17 protein-coding genes are annotated in these 15,211 nt (G+C 53.7%); 10 read left to right on the plus strand and 7 right to left on the minus strand.

Going from position 1 to position 15,211, the window contains the following annotated elements; translation table 11 throughout:
* Window positions 1-126 precede the first annotated feature (126 nt).
* The 4 genes from ACMGGH_RS11480 to ACMGGH_RS11495 are packed head-to-tail and all read left to right on the plus strand — an operon-like array spanning window position 127 to window position 4,227.
* Window positions 127-633: a TorD/DmsD family molecular chaperone gene (locus ACMGGH_RS11480; protein WP_050590012.1), complete on the plus strand. Its 507-nt coding sequence runs from the start codon at window positions 127-129 to the stop codon at window positions 631-633.
* Window positions 630-2,906, plus strand: a complete 2,277-nt coding sequence (locus tag ACMGGH_RS11485) for a molybdopterin-dependent oxidoreductase (protein ID WP_063154718.1) — start codon at window positions 630-632, stop codon at window positions 2,904-2,906. The genes ACMGGH_RS11480 and ACMGGH_RS11485 overlap by 4 nt, the downstream gene beginning before the upstream one ends.
* A complete protein-coding gene (locus ACMGGH_RS11490; protein ID WP_028012321.1) occupies window positions 2,903-3,460 on the plus strand; it encodes a 4Fe-4S dicluster domain-containing protein in 558 nt (185 codons plus the stop codon). Before ACMGGH_RS11485 ends, ACMGGH_RS11490 begins: the two co-directional genes overlap by 4 nt.
* Window positions 3,460-4,227 (plus strand): dimethyl sulfoxide reductase anchor subunit family protein, encoded by a 768-nt coding sequence (locus tag ACMGGH_RS11495; protein ID WP_126818633.1) that lies wholly within the window; start codon window positions 3,460-3,462, stop codon window positions 4,225-4,227. Before ACMGGH_RS11490 ends, ACMGGH_RS11495 begins: the two co-directional genes overlap by 1 nt.
* Window positions 4,228-4,266: 39 nt before the next feature.
* Here the strand turns inward: ACMGGH_RS11495 and uspG are convergent, their stop codons facing one another.
* Window positions 4,267-4,695, minus strand: a complete 429-nt coding sequence (gene uspG, locus ACMGGH_RS11500; RefSeq protein ID WP_028012323.1) for a universal stress protein UspG — start codon at window positions 4,693-4,695, stop codon at window positions 4,267-4,269.
* A gap of 181 nt (window positions 4,696-4,876) precedes the next feature.
* On the opposite strand from uspG, the gene ACMGGH_RS11505 reads away from it, so the two are divergent.
* Window positions 4,877-6,115 (plus strand): zinc-dependent alcohol dehydrogenase, encoded by a 1,239-nt coding sequence (locus tag ACMGGH_RS11505; protein WP_232948812.1) that lies wholly within the window; start codon window positions 4,877-4,879, stop codon window positions 6,113-6,115.
* A gap of 123 nt (window positions 6,116-6,238) precedes the next feature.
* Here the strand turns inward: ACMGGH_RS11505 and rnk are convergent, their stop codons facing one another.
* On the minus strand, window positions 6,239-6,649 hold the full coding sequence (gene rnk, locus ACMGGH_RS11510; RefSeq protein ID WP_028012325.1) for a nucleoside diphosphate kinase regulator: 411 nt from the start codon (window positions 6,647-6,649) through the stop codon (window positions 6,239-6,241).
* A gap of 270 nt (window positions 6,650-6,919) precedes the next feature.
* Between rnk and ACMGGH_RS11515 the strand changes: the two genes are divergently transcribed.
* Window positions 6,920-7,540, plus strand: a complete 621-nt coding sequence (locus ACMGGH_RS11515) for a flavin reductase family protein (RefSeq protein WP_028012326.1) — start codon at window positions 6,920-6,922, stop codon at window positions 7,538-7,540.
* Here ACMGGH_RS11515 and rna read toward each other — a convergent pair.
* Both rna and dcuC read right to left on the minus strand, forming a co-directional pair.
* Window positions 7,534-8,343, minus strand: coding sequence for a ribonuclease I (gene rna, locus ACMGGH_RS11520; protein WP_028012327.1), 810 nt, complete (start codon window positions 8,341-8,343; stop codon window positions 7,534-7,536). The genes ACMGGH_RS11515 and rna overlap by 7 nt on opposite strands.
* Window positions 8,344-8,437: 94 nt before the next feature.
* On the minus strand, window positions 8,438-9,805 hold the full coding sequence (gene dcuC / locus ACMGGH_RS11525) for an anaerobic C4-dicarboxylate transporter DcuC (RefSeq protein ID WP_028012328.1): 1,368 nt from the start codon (window positions 9,803-9,805) through the stop codon (window positions 8,438-8,440).
* Window positions 9,806-10,198: 393 nt separating this feature from the next.
* Here dcuC and pagP point away from each other — a divergent pair, with 393 nt between their 5' ends.
* Window positions 10,199-10,816: a lipid IV(A) palmitoyltransferase PagP gene (gene pagP, locus ACMGGH_RS11530; RefSeq protein ID WP_080339189.1), complete on the plus strand. Its 618-nt coding sequence runs from the start codon at window positions 10,199-10,201 to the stop codon at window positions 10,814-10,816.
* A 190-nt stretch (window positions 10,817-11,006) separates the two neighbouring features.
* Window positions 11,007-11,216: a transcription antiterminator/RNA stability regulator CspE gene (gene cspE / locus ACMGGH_RS11535; RefSeq protein ID WP_002439184.1), complete on the plus strand. Its 210-nt coding sequence runs from the start codon at window positions 11,007-11,009 to the stop codon at window positions 11,214-11,216.
* A gap of 218 nt (window positions 11,217-11,434) precedes the next feature.
* Here cspE and crcB read toward each other — a convergent pair whose 3' ends face one another.
* The gene (gene crcB, locus ACMGGH_RS11540) at window positions 11,435-11,818 is read right to left on the minus strand and encodes a fluoride efflux transporter CrcB (protein WP_041910922.1); all 384 of its coding nucleotides are present in this window, start codon (window positions 11,816-11,818) and stop codon (window positions 11,435-11,437) included.
* A gap of 67 nt (window positions 11,819-11,885) precedes the next feature.
* Between crcB and ACMGGH_RS11545 the strand changes: the two genes are divergently transcribed.
* On the plus strand, window positions 11,886-12,674 hold the full coding sequence (locus ACMGGH_RS11545) for a deaminated glutathione amidase (RefSeq protein WP_232948813.1): 789 nt from the start codon (window positions 11,886-11,888) through the stop codon (window positions 12,672-12,674).
* 125 nt (window positions 12,675-12,799) lie between these two features.
* Entirely contained in the window at window positions 12,800-13,000 is a 201-nt protein-coding gene (gene tatE, locus ACMGGH_RS11550; RefSeq protein ID WP_028012332.1) for a twin-arginine translocase subunit TatE, read from the plus strand.
* 81 nt (window positions 13,001-13,081) lie between these two features.
* On the opposite strand, the gene lipA is transcribed toward tatE, so the two are convergent.
* Together lipA and ACMGGH_RS11560 are read right to left on the minus strand one after the other, a co-directional pair.
* The gene (lipA, locus tag ACMGGH_RS11555; RefSeq protein WP_028012333.1) at window positions 13,082-14,047 is read right to left on the minus strand and encodes a lipoyl synthase; all 966 of its coding nucleotides are present in this window, start codon (window positions 14,045-14,047) and stop codon (window positions 13,082-13,084) included.
* Window positions 14,048-14,254: 207 nt separating this feature from the next.
* Window positions 14,255-15,208 (minus strand): YbeF family transcriptional regulator, encoded by a 954-nt coding sequence (locus tag ACMGGH_RS11560; RefSeq protein ID WP_041910920.1) that lies wholly within the window; start codon window positions 15,206-15,208, stop codon window positions 14,255-14,257.
* Between the last annotated feature and the right edge of the window lie 3 nt (window positions 15,209-15,211).

Here is a 15,211-nt window from a genome sequence, read left to right on the forward strand (position 1 = left end):
AATAAGCCTGCTGATAATATCTTGTCGTTTTTATAGCGATAAATATTTATATTTAATATGAATGGCAAAGATACATCTACTTCTTCAATATATGAGACGTTAACCCCATTTGAAATAAAGGGATTGATGTTTCGTGATTTCTTTAACGCGGCGGACATGGCATCGCGATGCGCTTCGTTACATCCTTTATTCCCGGAAAGTGAAACCTGGCAGCAGGATGAGGCGTTAGAGGTTGAGTATGATTTCAACGCCCTGTTTGTCGGCCCTGCAACGCTATTGGCGCCGCCTTATGCCTCGGTGTATCTGGACGAAGAGCCTCTGCTGATGGGCGCTACAACGCTGAGCGTACGCGAATTCCTGCGCAGCATCGGGCTTTTTGTGACCGGGGAAAATAGCGTTCCCGACGATCACGTCAGCTATGAAATGGAGCTGGTGGTGATGCTCTCCGCGCATGCCAGACATTCGCCGCAATATCATGACGCACTCGCCCGCTTTGTGCAGGGGCATCTTGAATTATGGCTCCCCGCATTTATCGCAAAAATAAAGGATTGCGCGAAAACATCCGCAATTAAATGTCTCGCGTTGCAGATGACTAATTGGTTTGATGAATTAAAGACGAGAGTAATATTATGAGTATTGATAAAGGGCAGCTAAATCGGCGATCCTTTTTAAAAGGACTGATTGCGCTGGGTACCGTTGCCGCATTACCCGGCGGACTCTTATCATCCCGATGTGCCATGGCACAGCCCCCCATTCCGTTTAACCCAAAAACCTACAAAATTTTCCGTAACGCTTGCCCGCGTAACTGCTACGACACCTGCAGCTTAAAAACCTGGGTCAAAGATGACGTCATCACCTTCGTTGACGGGGCAAGCGAGTCCACGTTTACACACGGTGCCCCGTGTGTGAAAGGGCTGACCTACCCGCGCCGGGTCTACTCCCCGGACCGTATTAAATACCCGATGATCCAGGATGGGCGCGGCAGCGGTAAATGGCGTCGCATCTCCTGGGATGAGGCCATGCAGCGCATTGCCAGCAAGATGCTGGAGATTAAAAAGAAAGACGGGTCTATGCTCGGTCTGGCGCTGTCGAAATACTCCGGCAACCTGGGCGTGATGAGTTATGCCGTAGAGGGGATGATGTCTTCTCTCGGTTACACCACGCGGTTCGCCGGTACGCCATGCTGGCCAGCAGGGATCGATGCCCAGCACTATGACATGGGCGACATGTGGTGTAACGACCCGGAAGATCTGGTGAAAGCCAAATACATCATTATCTGGGGAGCAAACCCGGCCTGGTGCTCCATGCATACCATGAAGTACATCTATCAGGCGCGTGAGAAAGGGGCGAAAGTGGTGGTCATTGATCCGCTGTTCTCGCAAACCGCCGCGAAAGCCGATTTGTATCTGCGCGTGCGCCCGGGATCGGACGGCGCATTGGCGCTGGGAATGGCGCGGCACCTGCTGGATATTGGCCGCGTCGACCAGGAGTTTGTGAACAACTTCGCGCACGGTTTCCCGGAATTTGAACAGTATCTGCGCAGCAATATCACCGTGGAGTGGGCATCTGAAATCTGTGGCCTGTCGGCAGAGGTGATTCGCCAGCTGGCGGAAGAGTTCACCGCGGTAAAACCTGCCACCGTCTGGATCGGCTACGGGATGCAGCGCCACGTCAACGGTGGGGCGAACGTGCGCGCCATTGACGCTTTTGTTGCCATGACAGGCAACATCGGTGTGGAAGGCGGCGGTGCCCGCTACGGCCATCTGCAGACCTGGGGCTACAACTATCATGCGATGACGCAGAAGCCACCGGTCGGATCTGTTGGCATGGTGGGAGAAAGCGGCCCGGTAGGGGAGTTCGTCAGCGACAGCGGCGAAAAGAGCCACTATTCCGACCGCGCGCTGAACCTGAACCAGACCGCACAGAGCATTCTTGATGCCAACGATCCGCCCATTCGTATGCTGTGGGTGGCGTGCAAGAACCCGTTCGCGCAGGACTTTGACCGCAACAAAATGGAAAAAGCCTTCAGCAAGCTGGAGATGGTGGTCTGCGTCGATCAGTTCTTCAACGAGACGGTGCAGCATGCCGATATTGTGCTGCCGGTGACAACCACCTTTGAGCACTGGAACCTGTCGTCGTCTTACTGGCATTACTGGCTTTCGGTGAATGAACCGGCCATTAAACCGATGTACGAGTGCAAGAGCGATTTGGATATTGCCGTGCTGCTCTCGCGTACCATCAACAAAATGGAGCCGGGCTCCTGTACCTTCCCGCAGGACATTGACCAGAAAAAATGGCTCGACCTTGAGTTCAATGAGGGCATGGCGAAGCAGTTCGGCATCCGCTCCTGGGACGATCTGCTGGATGGGCCGGTGAAAGCCAAAATGGTCAGCTCGGCGGCCTGGCACGACCGCAAGTTTAAAACGCCATCGGGCAAGTATGAGTTCCTCTCCGAGCTGTGTGAAAAGAACGGCCATAAAGCGCTGCCGGAGTATCTGCCTGCCGCGGAGGGCAAGCTGCCGTTCCATCTGTTTACCCCGCATTTGCAGTACGGCCTCCACTCTCAGTTCGTCAACCTCGACTGGATGCAGGTCTTCTGGCCGGAGCCGTTTGTCTATATCCACCCAGCCGCCGCGCACAAGAAGGGGATTCGCGAGCTGGCGAAAGTCCGCGTGTTTAACGACGTGGGTGAAGTGGAGCTGCGGGCGAAGATTACCACCAACGTGCCGGAAGATTTCCTGGTGATGTACGAGTCCTGGTTTAACAAGCTTAAGTACAACGTGCAGAACGTCGTGAAAGATACGCCAGCCGATATGGGCAAGATGGCAACCGGCGCGCCTGGCGCGGCGATCCACAGCCAGTTTGTCGACATTGCCCTTATCGCGAATGAAGGAGCAGACGCATGAGACGCGCATTTTTAGTGAACAGTGATAAATGTATTGGCTGCCGCGGATGCGCCATGGCCTGCAAGAGCTTTAACCAGCTTGAGCCGGATCGCTTCTGGCGCTATGTCTATCCGCTGGATAAAGAAATTTATCCGCATGAGGAGCGTGCGTTTTTCTCGCTGGCCTGTAACCACTGTGAAAACCCGGCCTGTCTGGCGGCGTGCCCGGTGGAAGCCTACACCAAACGTGATGACGGCGTGGTGGTCCATAACCCTGAACGCTGTATCGGCTGTAAAAACTGCATCCGTAACTGCCCGTACGGCGCGCCGCGCTTCAATGAAGAGACGCAAAAGGCGGAGAAGTGCAGCATGTGCTATGAACGTCTGGATATCGGTATGGCCCCGGCCTGCGTGAACGCGTGTCCGGTCGGTGCCCTGTCGATTATCGATCTGGATGCCGATCCGCTGCCGAACAATGCCGTGCAGTATCCGCCGGGCTTTCCGAAGATGCCTCAGCTTAATCCGGGTACGCGCTTCATTCTGGCCCGTCAGCCAAAACAACCGGGGGATAAATAATGGAAAAGTACGAACTGCCGTTGGTGATTTTTACCGTGCTGAGCCAGATGTCCGTCGGGATGACGCTGCTCCTGACCTGGCGCACGCTCCGTGGTGAAGTGCATGGCACCCGCCTTCACTGGCTGATTACCGGGCTGATTCTGGGCGTTGCCTCCATTGCCGCGGTGCTGCATCTGGCGCACCCGGAACACGCATACAACGCGTTGATTAACCTGAAACATGCCTGGCTGAGCCGCGAAATTCTGGGCGCGACCCTGTACGGCGCCATGATTGGGCTGGCCTTCCTGAGTAAGGGAAACAAAGGCGCAGCGCTGCTGGCGTCCCTGTTCGGGATCCTGCTGGTGGTGGTGCAGGGAATGACCTACGCGGCACCGGCGATGCAGGCCATTGCCAACGGCATCACCATGATGCTGTTCTTTGCGACGGTCTGGGTGATGGGCTGTGCCGCAACGCCGCTGCTCGGGCTGAAAGGATCAAACGCCGCGCTGCGCCAGGGGATTATCGCCCTGATGGCGCTGCTGATTGCCGCGCCGGTGATGTGGCTCAGCGGCGGTACCATCATGAAAATGACCGCTCAGGCCTGGTTAAGCTCGCCGCTCTATCTGGGCAGCCTGCTGTGCTGCGTTGTGGGTGGCGCGTTATCGCTGAAGCGCCAGCCGATGCAGAAAGCGGTGTTTGCGCTCCTGCTGGTGGGCGTGGTGCTCAGCCGCCTGACCTTCTTCGGCGATACCGTCAGCACCATCGTCAATATTGGTCACCTGTACTGATAAACAAAACCCCGCGAAAGCGGGGTTTTTTGTTGGTATTTACCGGACCACCATCACCGGAATATGGGTGTGGCGGATCACGCTGGAGGCGTTCGACCCCAGCAGGTGAGTGGTAATGGAAGGATTACGTGAACCGATCACCACCACGTCTGCATTCAGCTCCGCGGCCAGTTCATTGACGGCATCGCGCACGCTACCGAACCGGACGTGGGTTTTGATGCGGGAAGGGTCGATGCTGAAATGCCCGACCATGGTCTGCAGCCGCGTTTCGGCTTCGTGCTGTAAGTGCTCCTCAAAGCGACGCACGTCGGCGGCAAAGCGGTGCAGGCTCAGGCTGGCAGAGCCCGGTAAGACGTGTAAAAGATGAATAATTCCGTCCTGCTGCGCGAGGAATTCCGCGTGGCGAACAGCTTTGTCGCTCAGTTCCATTTCGAAAACATCAACCGGCATAATGATTGTCTTATACATAACCGTTTCTCCTTGTTTATAAACGCTGGATACATTCAACCACAAAATATGAATGGTTTCTGTAAGCGCTTCGGCACTTTTCCTCTCTCGCCAGGATAAATCTCAAAAGGCGCGTATTTCCCGGCAGACTTTCAGGGGTAGCTACCCTTTATAAACTTACCTGAAACCTTTCGGAGGTCGCATGAAAGCACTCACGTACCACGGTCCGCACCATGTTCGCGTTGAGAATGTCCCCGATCCCATCATTGAACAGCCCGACGATATCATCCTGCGCGTCACGGCCACGGCGATTTGCGGCTCCGACCTGCATCTCTATCGTGGAAAGATCCCAAAGGTGCAGCACGGCGACATTTTTGGACATGAATTTATGGGCGAGATCGTCGAGTGCGGTCGAGAGGTGAAGGACCTGCAAAAAGGCGATCGCGTGGTGATCCCCTTTGTCATCGCCTGCGGTGACTGCTTCTTTTGCCGTCTGCAGCAGTACGCTGCCTGTGAGAAGTCCAATGCCGGGCAGGGCGCTGCGCTGAACAAAAAGCAAATTCCCGCGCCGGCAGCGCTGTTTGGCTATAGCCATCTCTACGGCGGCGTGCCGGGAGGACAGGCGGAATATGTGCGCGTGCCGAAAGGCAACGTCGGACCGTTTAAGGTGCCGCAGCTGCTCTCCGATGATAAGGCCCTGTTTCTTTCTGATATTTTACCCACCGCCTGGCAGGCGGCAAAAAATGCGCAGATTGAAAAAGGCTCCATCGTCGCCGTTTTCGGTGCCGGTCCGGTGGGGTTGTTGACGATTGCCTGCGCACGGCTGTTAGGGGCTGAGCAGATTTTTGTTATCGACCATCACCCCTATCGGCTGCGGTTTGCCGAGGCGCGCTACGGTGCTATCCCCATCAATTTTGATGATGATAACGACGCGGCGGAAAAGATAATCGAGCAAACCGCCGGGCAGCGGGGTGTCGATGCCGTCATTGATGCCGTCGGGTTCGAAGCCAAGGGCAGCACCACGGAGACGATCCTCAGCAACCTTAAAATTGAGGGCAGCAGCGGCAAAGCGCTGCGTCAGTGTATCGCTGCCGTCCGGCGCGGCGGGGTGGTCAGCGTACCCGGCGTGTATGCCGGGTTTATTCATGGCTTCCTGTTTGGGGATGCCTTCGATAAAGGGCTGACGTTTAAGATGGGCCAGACGCACGTCCACGCCTGGCTGGGCGAACTGTTGCCGCTGATCGAAAAAGGGCTGCTGACGCCGGAAGAGATTGTGACGCATTATCTCCCCCTGGCGGATGCGGAACGTGCTTATAAGATTTTCGAAAAACGGGAGGAGGAGTGCCGGAAGGTGATTCTGGTGCCCGGCGCGGAAACGCCTGAGGCCGCTGAGCAAAAAGTGAAGGGCCTGGTAAATGCGTTCCCGGGCGGCGTGGTGTGAGGTCACTCGTCGGTGGCGCTCAAGTTACTGTCCTGCGATGTAGCGCAATCGGGTGAAGATGTTCGGAAAGAGGATGCAGGCGCATCCTCTGTGCAACGCGGGTCGCGTTTGTTCAGAATGACATTAACGCAGGTAATCGCCCGCAGCTTCTGGCTGGTAGAGCAGCTCCAGCACTTCCAGATGGGTGGAGGCACCGCCCGGCAAGTCCCAGTGGATGGTATCGCCCGTGCGCAGCCCCAGCAGTGCGGCCCCCACCGGCGCAAGAACCGAAAGTTGCGCGCTGCTGTCCGTCATCTGGGCTGGGTAAACCAGCGTGCGGGTCAGCTCTTCACCGGTGGTCAGGTTGCGGAATTTCACCTGGCTGTTCATGGTGACCACGTTATGCGGCATCGTCTCAGGCGTGCACATCTGCGCCCGGTCGAGTTCCTCATTCAGGGCATCGGCCACCGGAAGTGAGGCGAATTCTGCTTTTTCCAGCAGCCTGTCGATACGTTCTGCGTCGAGCTCGTTGATGATGATTGTAGGTCTGGACATTTTTTACTCCATGTCGTTAATGCTGCGTCTAACGCAGAAACCATTCCAAAAGAAAACCCTCGCCGTCTGGCAGCGAGGGTTTAACTCTCCCGATGATACTGGCTGAACGCGCAAGTTTGAAGTGATGAAGGTCACATTCATGTGCCATATGAATTTTCACTGAAATTTATTCAGTCTTCATTCCTGGCGGATTGCGTTACGCTGTATGTTCTGAACCCGGGCGCTGCGCGAAACATCATTTGCCGCAGCCCTTACCAACGAGAGAGCGCTATGTACTTCTACCAACCGTCTCAGGGGCATGGCCTGCCGCATGACCCGCTGAACGCCATTGTCGGCCCCCGTCCGATTGGCTGGATCTCCTCTTGCGACCAGGCCGGTCAGCTCAACCTTGCGCCGTATAGCTTCTTCAACTGCTTTAACTATCGCCCGCCGATCATTGGCTTTTCCAGCAACGGCTGGAAGGACAGCGTGCGTAATATTGTTGAAACAAAGGAGTTTGTCTGGAATCTGGCAACGCGCGATCTTGCGGAAGCGATGAATCAGACCTCTGCCATGCTGCCTCACGACCAGGACGAATTTACCTTTTCCGGATTAACGCCTGCGGCAAGCAAGCTGGTGAGCGCCCCCCGCGTGGCGGAAAGCCCGGTCAACTTTGAGTGCCGCCTGTCTCAGTGCATTCAGCTTACCGGCGCCGACGGTACGCCGGTGGATACCTGGCTGGTGCTGGGAGAAGTGGTCGGGATCCATATTGCCGAAACGCTGCTGGAAGAGGGGATATACCAGACGGCGAAAGCGCAGCCCATCCTGCGTGCGGGTGGGCCGACGGCTTACTATGGCATCAGTGACGAACACCGGTTTGACATGGTGCGACCGGTGGTGGGCGATCAGTAACCGGCCTTATCAATGACAAATTGTTTTCCGCAGTTGCCTGGATGCGGCTGCGGAGCAAAGGATGTCGCAGAAAGCGGGGCGTTAATGGTGTCTGCTTTGAGTGAAATTTGCATCTCGGTCAGATATGCCGGATTACCGTTGCAGGTCAGCTTGAAGGCTTTGATATTTTCCTTGCCCCAGGTTTTGGCAACGGCGTTGTCAAAATCACTCCGGCTGACGGTTTTACCGTAATTTTCCGCAAGGAAATGACCGACGGCGCTGTTTTTCATTTCCTGATTCATTCTCACCATGGTGCCGAAATAGGCATCGGGATCAAAACCAAAGCAGACGCCATGTTTGGCATATTCGTAACGTTCCAGACAGGAGTTTCCACCCGCGCCCGGCATGACCTCGTTCAGCTTAGCCGCGCCGGAAAGCGACAGCCCGGTTTCGGCTGCTGCGCATTTGCGGCTGGCCTTCACTTCCGGCATGTTCGGGATAGGGCGCGTGGCGCAGCCAAATCGCATCCATCGACGTTCATCCACGCCGCGTGCGGCAATGGATTTCGGCAGGCCGGGCCATAGCCCGTGAACGGTCAGAAAATCGGTTTTATTGTCGCGCTCTTTTTGCAGACGACATTCATCCGGTTCATTGCGGTTACGCTCGACCATGCTTTGACAAAATCCCGTTTGCCAGGACAAAGCCAGCACATAGCGATCGAAATCGCCGTACTGCGTGGCCTTGAGGGGTTCGGCCTGTGCTGAGAAGAGACTGAGTGCAAGCGCTACTGCGCCAGACGGGATAACGATATCCTTCCTGAACATGTGATTTCCTGATTGGTTGTGCGCAATTCATTTTTGTGGGTTATTAAAGCACAAAAAGCGCCCGCAGGCGCTTTTAGGTAATCAGGAATTTCACTTAGGCGGCGCCGGGAACCAGCACTTCGGTAGCAATAATAACGATGATTAGCCCAACCAGCACCGGCACTGACGTGCGTTTCACCACTTCAAACGGCGAGATTTTGGCCATCCCGGCGACCGCCACCACCACGCCTGAGACAGGCGAGATGGTACGACCCAGGTTTGAGGCCTGGAGCATCGGAATGGAAAGATAAGCCGGGTTGATACCGGACGAGTGAGCCAGCTTAGGGATCATCTCAACGAAGGCGTAAAATGGCGCATTCCCGGAACCGGTGGTCATTGCCGCCAGCATGGTCAGTACCACCAGGACCAGCATCAGGATAATACTAGCCGAGCCAAACGAGGTGGCGATGGAGATCAGGCTCTGGATAAAGCCGATCGTGCTCAGACCCTGGGCAAAGACACCTGCTGCAACCAACAGCATCACCACGCCAGCAAACGCATCTGCCATACCGCGATACGCGACCTCAAGGCCGGAGAAGACTTTTTGGGTGTTGAAACCGCGCACGAACTCCAGCACAGCGGCTAACAGCATACAGATAACCAGGATAGTAATAATGTGCAGCTGCGGGCCCCATTTCCCGTCAAAAATGAGCACGCCGATAATTGGCGTGAACGGCAAAATGGCATAGAACGCCGGCGCGGTGGTGGTGATTTCGCTTACATCCATCATTTCATGGCTGATGTTCTCTTTCTTATCGAGATAGCGCTGCCAGAAGAAATGCGCGATACCCATTCCCACAATGGCGACAATCGAGATCGGCAGCGTGGTTTTAAAGGCGAAGTCGATAAGCGACATTTCGGCTGCTTTCGCTGCCAGCACAACGTCTCCTGACGTCGGGGAGAGAATAATGGCCGCCGGGGAGGCGCAAATTGCCGCCGCTGCCCCACGGCTGATGCCCACGTTTACCATCACCGGGAACAGCGTGGCCATTAACAGTACGCCAAGCCCGGTTGCCGATGAAACGGCCAGCGACATCAGGCAGGCGAGGAAATAGGCGGCAACCATCAACAGATACGGCGAGTTAATGTACTGCAGGGGTTTCGAGGCAAGCTTCACAACCATGTCGTTCGCGCCGATATGGGTCATATAGGCTGCAAAACCGCACAGCATCATGATCATCATACCCAGATCGCCACCGCGGCTCATGAGCAGGATTTTAATATATTCAACAATATCCGTGGCGGTGTAGCCCGTGCTGGCTGCGCTGGCAGGTAAAACCTGATGACCCATTACTGCGCTGATTATCAGCAGCGTTAAACCACCGACAAATAAAACGCCCGTGGCTGAGTATCCTTTAATGATGTAGCGAGCTACACCCACAATGACGACGACCCCAATTAGGAGTTCGATAAACGTAAGCATGATTTCCCCTGTGTCTTTCTGCCCTGAGATATAAAAAATTAATATAAAAATGAAGGATGAAAATGTGCCGAATTAATGGCCCGCCCTTGCTGATTAAAATCAATAAACAGACGACTAACGAACAGCATAACAGCGTTTTTGCCATGGCTAAGGCATTTATGTCATAAGGATCTTGACCGGCAAAGACAGCGTAACATGTCTATGTAATGATAACAAAATGTTAAACTTTTGTGTGGTCTGGCCTGTTAGTACTGGAGACGGTTAACAGACATTAGGCGTACATGATGAGGGTTTATTCGGGATAAGCAGAACGCCGCTTTAAGAATATTCCCGAAAAGCGGCCTGATATTTAAGAGTAGGGGTGATGCCGTTAAGGCTTGGTTCAATTATTCTATGTTAAACTTTGCCTCGAATATCAAGAATGGTAATTGCATTGTGATTGTACGTAATACTTTTTTCTCTATTTTATTGTTTATTATTGGCCAGTTAACGTTTTCTTCTGTTGCACAGGCAGAGAACAACGCGACGGACAAAGGTTGGTTCTCTACTTTTACGGATAATGTTTCGCAGACCTGGTCAGCGCCTGAACATTATGATCTCTATGTCCCGGCAATAACGTGGCATGCGCGCTTTGCTTACGATAAAGAGAAAACGGATAAATACAACGAGCGTCCCTGGGGAGCGGGTTTTGGTCAGTCGCGCTGGGATGATAAAGGAAACTGGCATGGCATCTATCTGATGGCCTTCAAAGACTCCTTTAACAAGTGGGAACCGATTGGCGGCTACGGCTGGGAAAAAACCTGGCGCCCGCTGGCGGATGAGAACTTCCACGTTGGTCTGGGTTATACCGCCGGGGTGACCGCGCGCGACAACTGGAAGTACATTCCGATCCCCGTATTGCTGCCTCTGGCCTCTGTTGGATACGGCCCTGCAACGTTCCAGATGACCTACATTCCGGGAACGTATAACAACGGTAATGTTTACTTCGCCTGGATGCGTTTTCAGTTTTAACTGACAAAACATTACCTGGTGGTGAAAAAACGTGCAGCCGTTGATTCGTAAGCGATAAAAATCTGTCAGTGAAAATTAACGCGACTTTAGTCACTTTTTGTCAAAGATCCGCTGGACAAAAGGTCCCACAATTGATGTACTGGTAACCGACACAGCATTTGTGTCGTTTTTTAATGTAAAGGTAATTTTGATGTCTAAGATTAAAGGTAACGTTAAGTGGTTTAATGAGTCCAAAGGATTCGGTTTCATTACTCCTGAAGATGGCAGCAAAGACGTGTTCGTACACTTCTCTGCAATCCAGTCTAATGGTTTCAAAACTCTGGCTGAAGGTCAGCGTGTAGAGTTCGAAATCACTAACGGTGCCAAAGGCCCTTCTGCTGCTAACGTAATCGCTCTGTAATTCAGACGCGTCAGCAAGAATTTCAAAACCCGCTCATTGAGCGGGTTTTTTTCGTTATGAATCAGCCAAGCAGGTAAATTTTCAGGAAGCTGGCCACGATCAGTACGCTCAACAACACCATGCCTGCGCTCATCAGACTCTGTTTCATTTGTCACCCTCGTTCAGTATTGCCTTCAGAGTGACAGAGAAAAATTAAGCCAACATTAACGCTCCGGCAGTTAATGCGTGCTTACAGAGGAAAAAAGCCAAAATGCGATCCCCGTCATCGCGAAAGATCCGATCATGTTGATCGCGATATTCACCAGCGCCCAGCCGATACGACCTTCCTGAAAGAGAAAAACCGTTTCCGCGGAAAAGGTTGAAAAGGTGGTCAAACCGCCGCAGAAGCCGGTGGTAATCAAGACTTTCCACATGGGATCGATGTGCGTCATCCGGTTAAACCAGGCCAGCCCCATACCAATAATAAAAGCACCAATCAGGTTGGCGGCCAGCGTTCCTAATGGAATCGCCTGGTGCAGGGGATTAAACCGCATACTCAGTAACCACCTCGCAACGCTCCCCGTGCCTCCACCAATAAAAACAGCTAAAAGGAGTTGTAACACGCTAAATACCTGCTATTTGATGTGTAAGAGTAGCGAGTTTAACGCTGTTTATAATGAGGGGACAAATATGTATGTTGCGGTAGGGCAGTTTGCGGTCACGCCTGACTGGCGGCTTAACGCAGTGCAGTGCGTTAACCTGATGATACAGGCCCGACAGAAAGGCGCGTCGCTGCTGGTGCTTCCTGAGGCGTTGCTGGCAAGGGATGATAACGACCCGGATTTGTCCGTGAAGTCCGCACAGGCCCTTGACGGCGAATTTTTACAACAGCTGCTCGCCCAGAGCGTAGGCAGTACGATGACCACCGTCTTAACCGTGCACGTTCCCTCAACGCCGGGTCGCGCAGTGAATACGCTGGTGGCTATCCGTGACGGTGCCATTGTTGCGCGCTACGCCAAGCTTCATCTCTATGATGCGTTCAGCATCCAGGAGTCGCGACGCGTTGATCCGGGAGATGTCGTCCCACCGCTCATTGATATCGACGGGTTTAAGGTGGGGTTGATGACCTGCTATGACCTGCGTTTCCCGGAGCTGGCGGTGCATCTGGCGCTGCAGGGGGCGGAGGTGCTGGTATTGCCCGCCGCATGGGTTAAGGGGCCGCTAAAAGAGCAACACTGGGCTACGCTGCTTGCGGCACGCGCGCTGGACACGACCTGTTATGTTGTTGCCGCCGGGGAGTGCGGCAATAAAAACATCGGGCAGAGCAGGGTGGTTGATCCCCTGGGAGTGACGATTGCCGCCGCAGCGGAAGCGCCGGTTCTGCTGATGGCGGAGATAATTTTAGAAAGAGTTGCGCTTGCGCGTCAGCAATTACCTGTTCTTCGCAACCGTCGCTTTGCGCCACCGCAATTATTGTGATGTTTTTTTCAACAATGCTTGATTCACCTTGTTACAGATTGCTATTGTGTGCACGCGCCAAATGACCGTTAATACGATCGGGTTTTGGCGCTGAATGCAGCCTGTTTTAAGTAAAGAAGGTATCTATGGGTGAGATTAGTATTACCAAACTGCTGGTGGTTGCCGCACTGGTCGTCCTGCTGTTTGGTACCAAGAAGTTACGCACGCTGGGTGGTGACCTGGGGGCTGCCATCAAAGGCTTCAAGAAAGCGATGAACGACGATGACGCAGCCGCGAAGAAAAGCGCTGACGACATCCCGGCAGAGAAGCTTTCCCACAAAGAGTAACGGCAATGCCTGAGGGCTTGCGAAAAAAAACCGGCTCATGAGGCCGGTTTTTTTGCATTACTGTAAATGAATATTACGGCGTTATTTGACTTCTTCGCCTTTCGCCTGCATATCCGCATGGTAAGAAGAACGAACAAACGGACCACAAGCCGCGTGGGTAAAGCCCATCGCCAGCGCTTCGGCTTTCATCTCGTCAAATTCATCCGGGCTCACGTAGCGCTGTACCGGCAGGTGGTGACGGCTTGGCTGCAGATACTGGCCGAGCGTCAACATGGTCACACCGTGGCGGCGCAGATCGCGCATGACGTCGATGATTTCGTCATTGGTTTCACCCAGACCAACCATCAGACCTGACTTGGTCGGGATATGCGGATGTGCTTCTTTAAAGCGCTCCAGCAGCTTCAGAGACCAGTTGTAGTCGGCTCCCGGACGCACCTGACGGTAAAGACGCGGAACGTTCTCCAGGTTGTGGTTAAACACATCTGGCGGCGTCGCGGTCAGGATATCCAGCGCGCGGTCCATACGGCCGCGGAAGTCAGGAACCAGCGTCTCGATTTTGATGTTCGGGCTTTTTTCGCGAATGGCAGTAATGCAGTCAGCGAAGTGCTGAGCACCGCCATCACGCAGATCGTCGCGGTCAACGGAGGTGATAACCACATAACGCAGCGCCATGTCGGCGATGGTTTGCGCCAGTTTTTGCGGCTCGTTGGCATCGGGGGCCACCGGGCGGCCATGCGCTACGTCGCAGAATGGGCAGCGGCGGGTACAGATGGCACCCAGAATCATAAACGTCGCGGTGCCGTGATTGAAACATTCAGCAAGGTTCGGGCAAGAGGCTTCTTCACAAACAGAGTGAAGGCCATTCTTACGCATCGCCGCTTTGATCCCCTGGATACGCGAAGAGTCTGCCGGAAGTTTGATTTTCATCCATTCCGGTTTTCTTAACAGCGCCTCGCGCTCTGTAGCCACGTTTTTAACCGGGATAAGGGCCATTTTATCGGCATCGCGGTATTTAACACCGCGTTCCATCACAATGGGTTTACTCATAGCGTGCGTGTTCCAGTTGCGAATATCGAAGGAAAGCGTTTCAATTCAAGGGAATGTTGTATTTATCAACTATTTTTGAACGAACGACAGGCAGTATATCATTTATAGGGGCGTTAAAGCAGCCTGCCAGGTCGCCAATTTGTAAAATAGTTGTTGTTTTGTGCCTTTTGCCCTGCGAGCGGCAGGGACGTGTACGGGTACGCTCTGTCAGAAGGCCTGACGGATAATGCGGATGACGTTTTCCAGTACCGGATCGCGCAAGCTGAGCTTGTTGTAATGCAGTGAAATCTCGATAGATTCTGCATTGAGCTGGCTAAGCGGAATACTCTCCAGCGGCCAGCATTTCCGCAGCAGGTTATACAGGCGTGAAGGCATGATGCACAGCATATCGCTGCTGCCAATCAGGGATGCGGTGGTGAACATATTGTAACTGCTGAAACTGATCTGACGTTCCGGGAAAATTTCGTCTATACGCTGACGCAGAGCGTGATTAGATTGCCCTTCGGTCATAAAAGACGAGTGGTCGTAGTTGCGCAGGTTTTCAATGGATAACGGCTCGCTGAGGACGGGGTGCTGCTTGCGGCAAACCAGCACCAGGTTATCCGCGTAAAGCACATTTTGCCCCAGCGCTCGGGCGCTAAAGCTGCCGCTTTCGATGACCAGGTCCGTCTGGAACTGAGCAAGCTGAACGTCAGGTTCGTTAAGAGGCACATTGCGAAGCAGAAGCTGAGGCGCATGCTCTTTCACTGCCTGGAAGATCGCGGGCATCACCAGCACGCCGACAGAAGGGGAGCAGCCGATGGTGATGGTTCTCTGTTTGTCATAGCTTCCGGTTAAATCCAGCGCACCCAGAATCGACTCCAGCCCCTGGCTGATGTATTCGTGGAGATGTGTCGCATAGGCTGTTGGCGTGACGCCCTGGCCCTTACGGATAAATAAGGGGTCGGGAAATATAGCCCGTAGCTTTTGAATTGACTGACTTATTGCCGATGGCGTGAGATTAAGAATTTTCGCAGCATTAACGATACCCTTATGGACATATACTGCCTCAAAAATAGTCAGTAAATTGAGATCAATATTACGTAAAGTCCGAAAAATTTGCGGCTTATCTTCGCCACCAGGGTCATTCAGGCGTTTGGCTGGTAAATTATTATACTCCACGCT

Origin of the sequence: Enterobacter sp. BNK-16 (genome assembly GCF_048684955.1) — a bacterium.
Classification (GTDB): domain Bacteria; phylum Pseudomonadota; class Gammaproteobacteria; order Enterobacterales; family Enterobacteriaceae; genus Enterobacter; species Enterobacter bugandensis.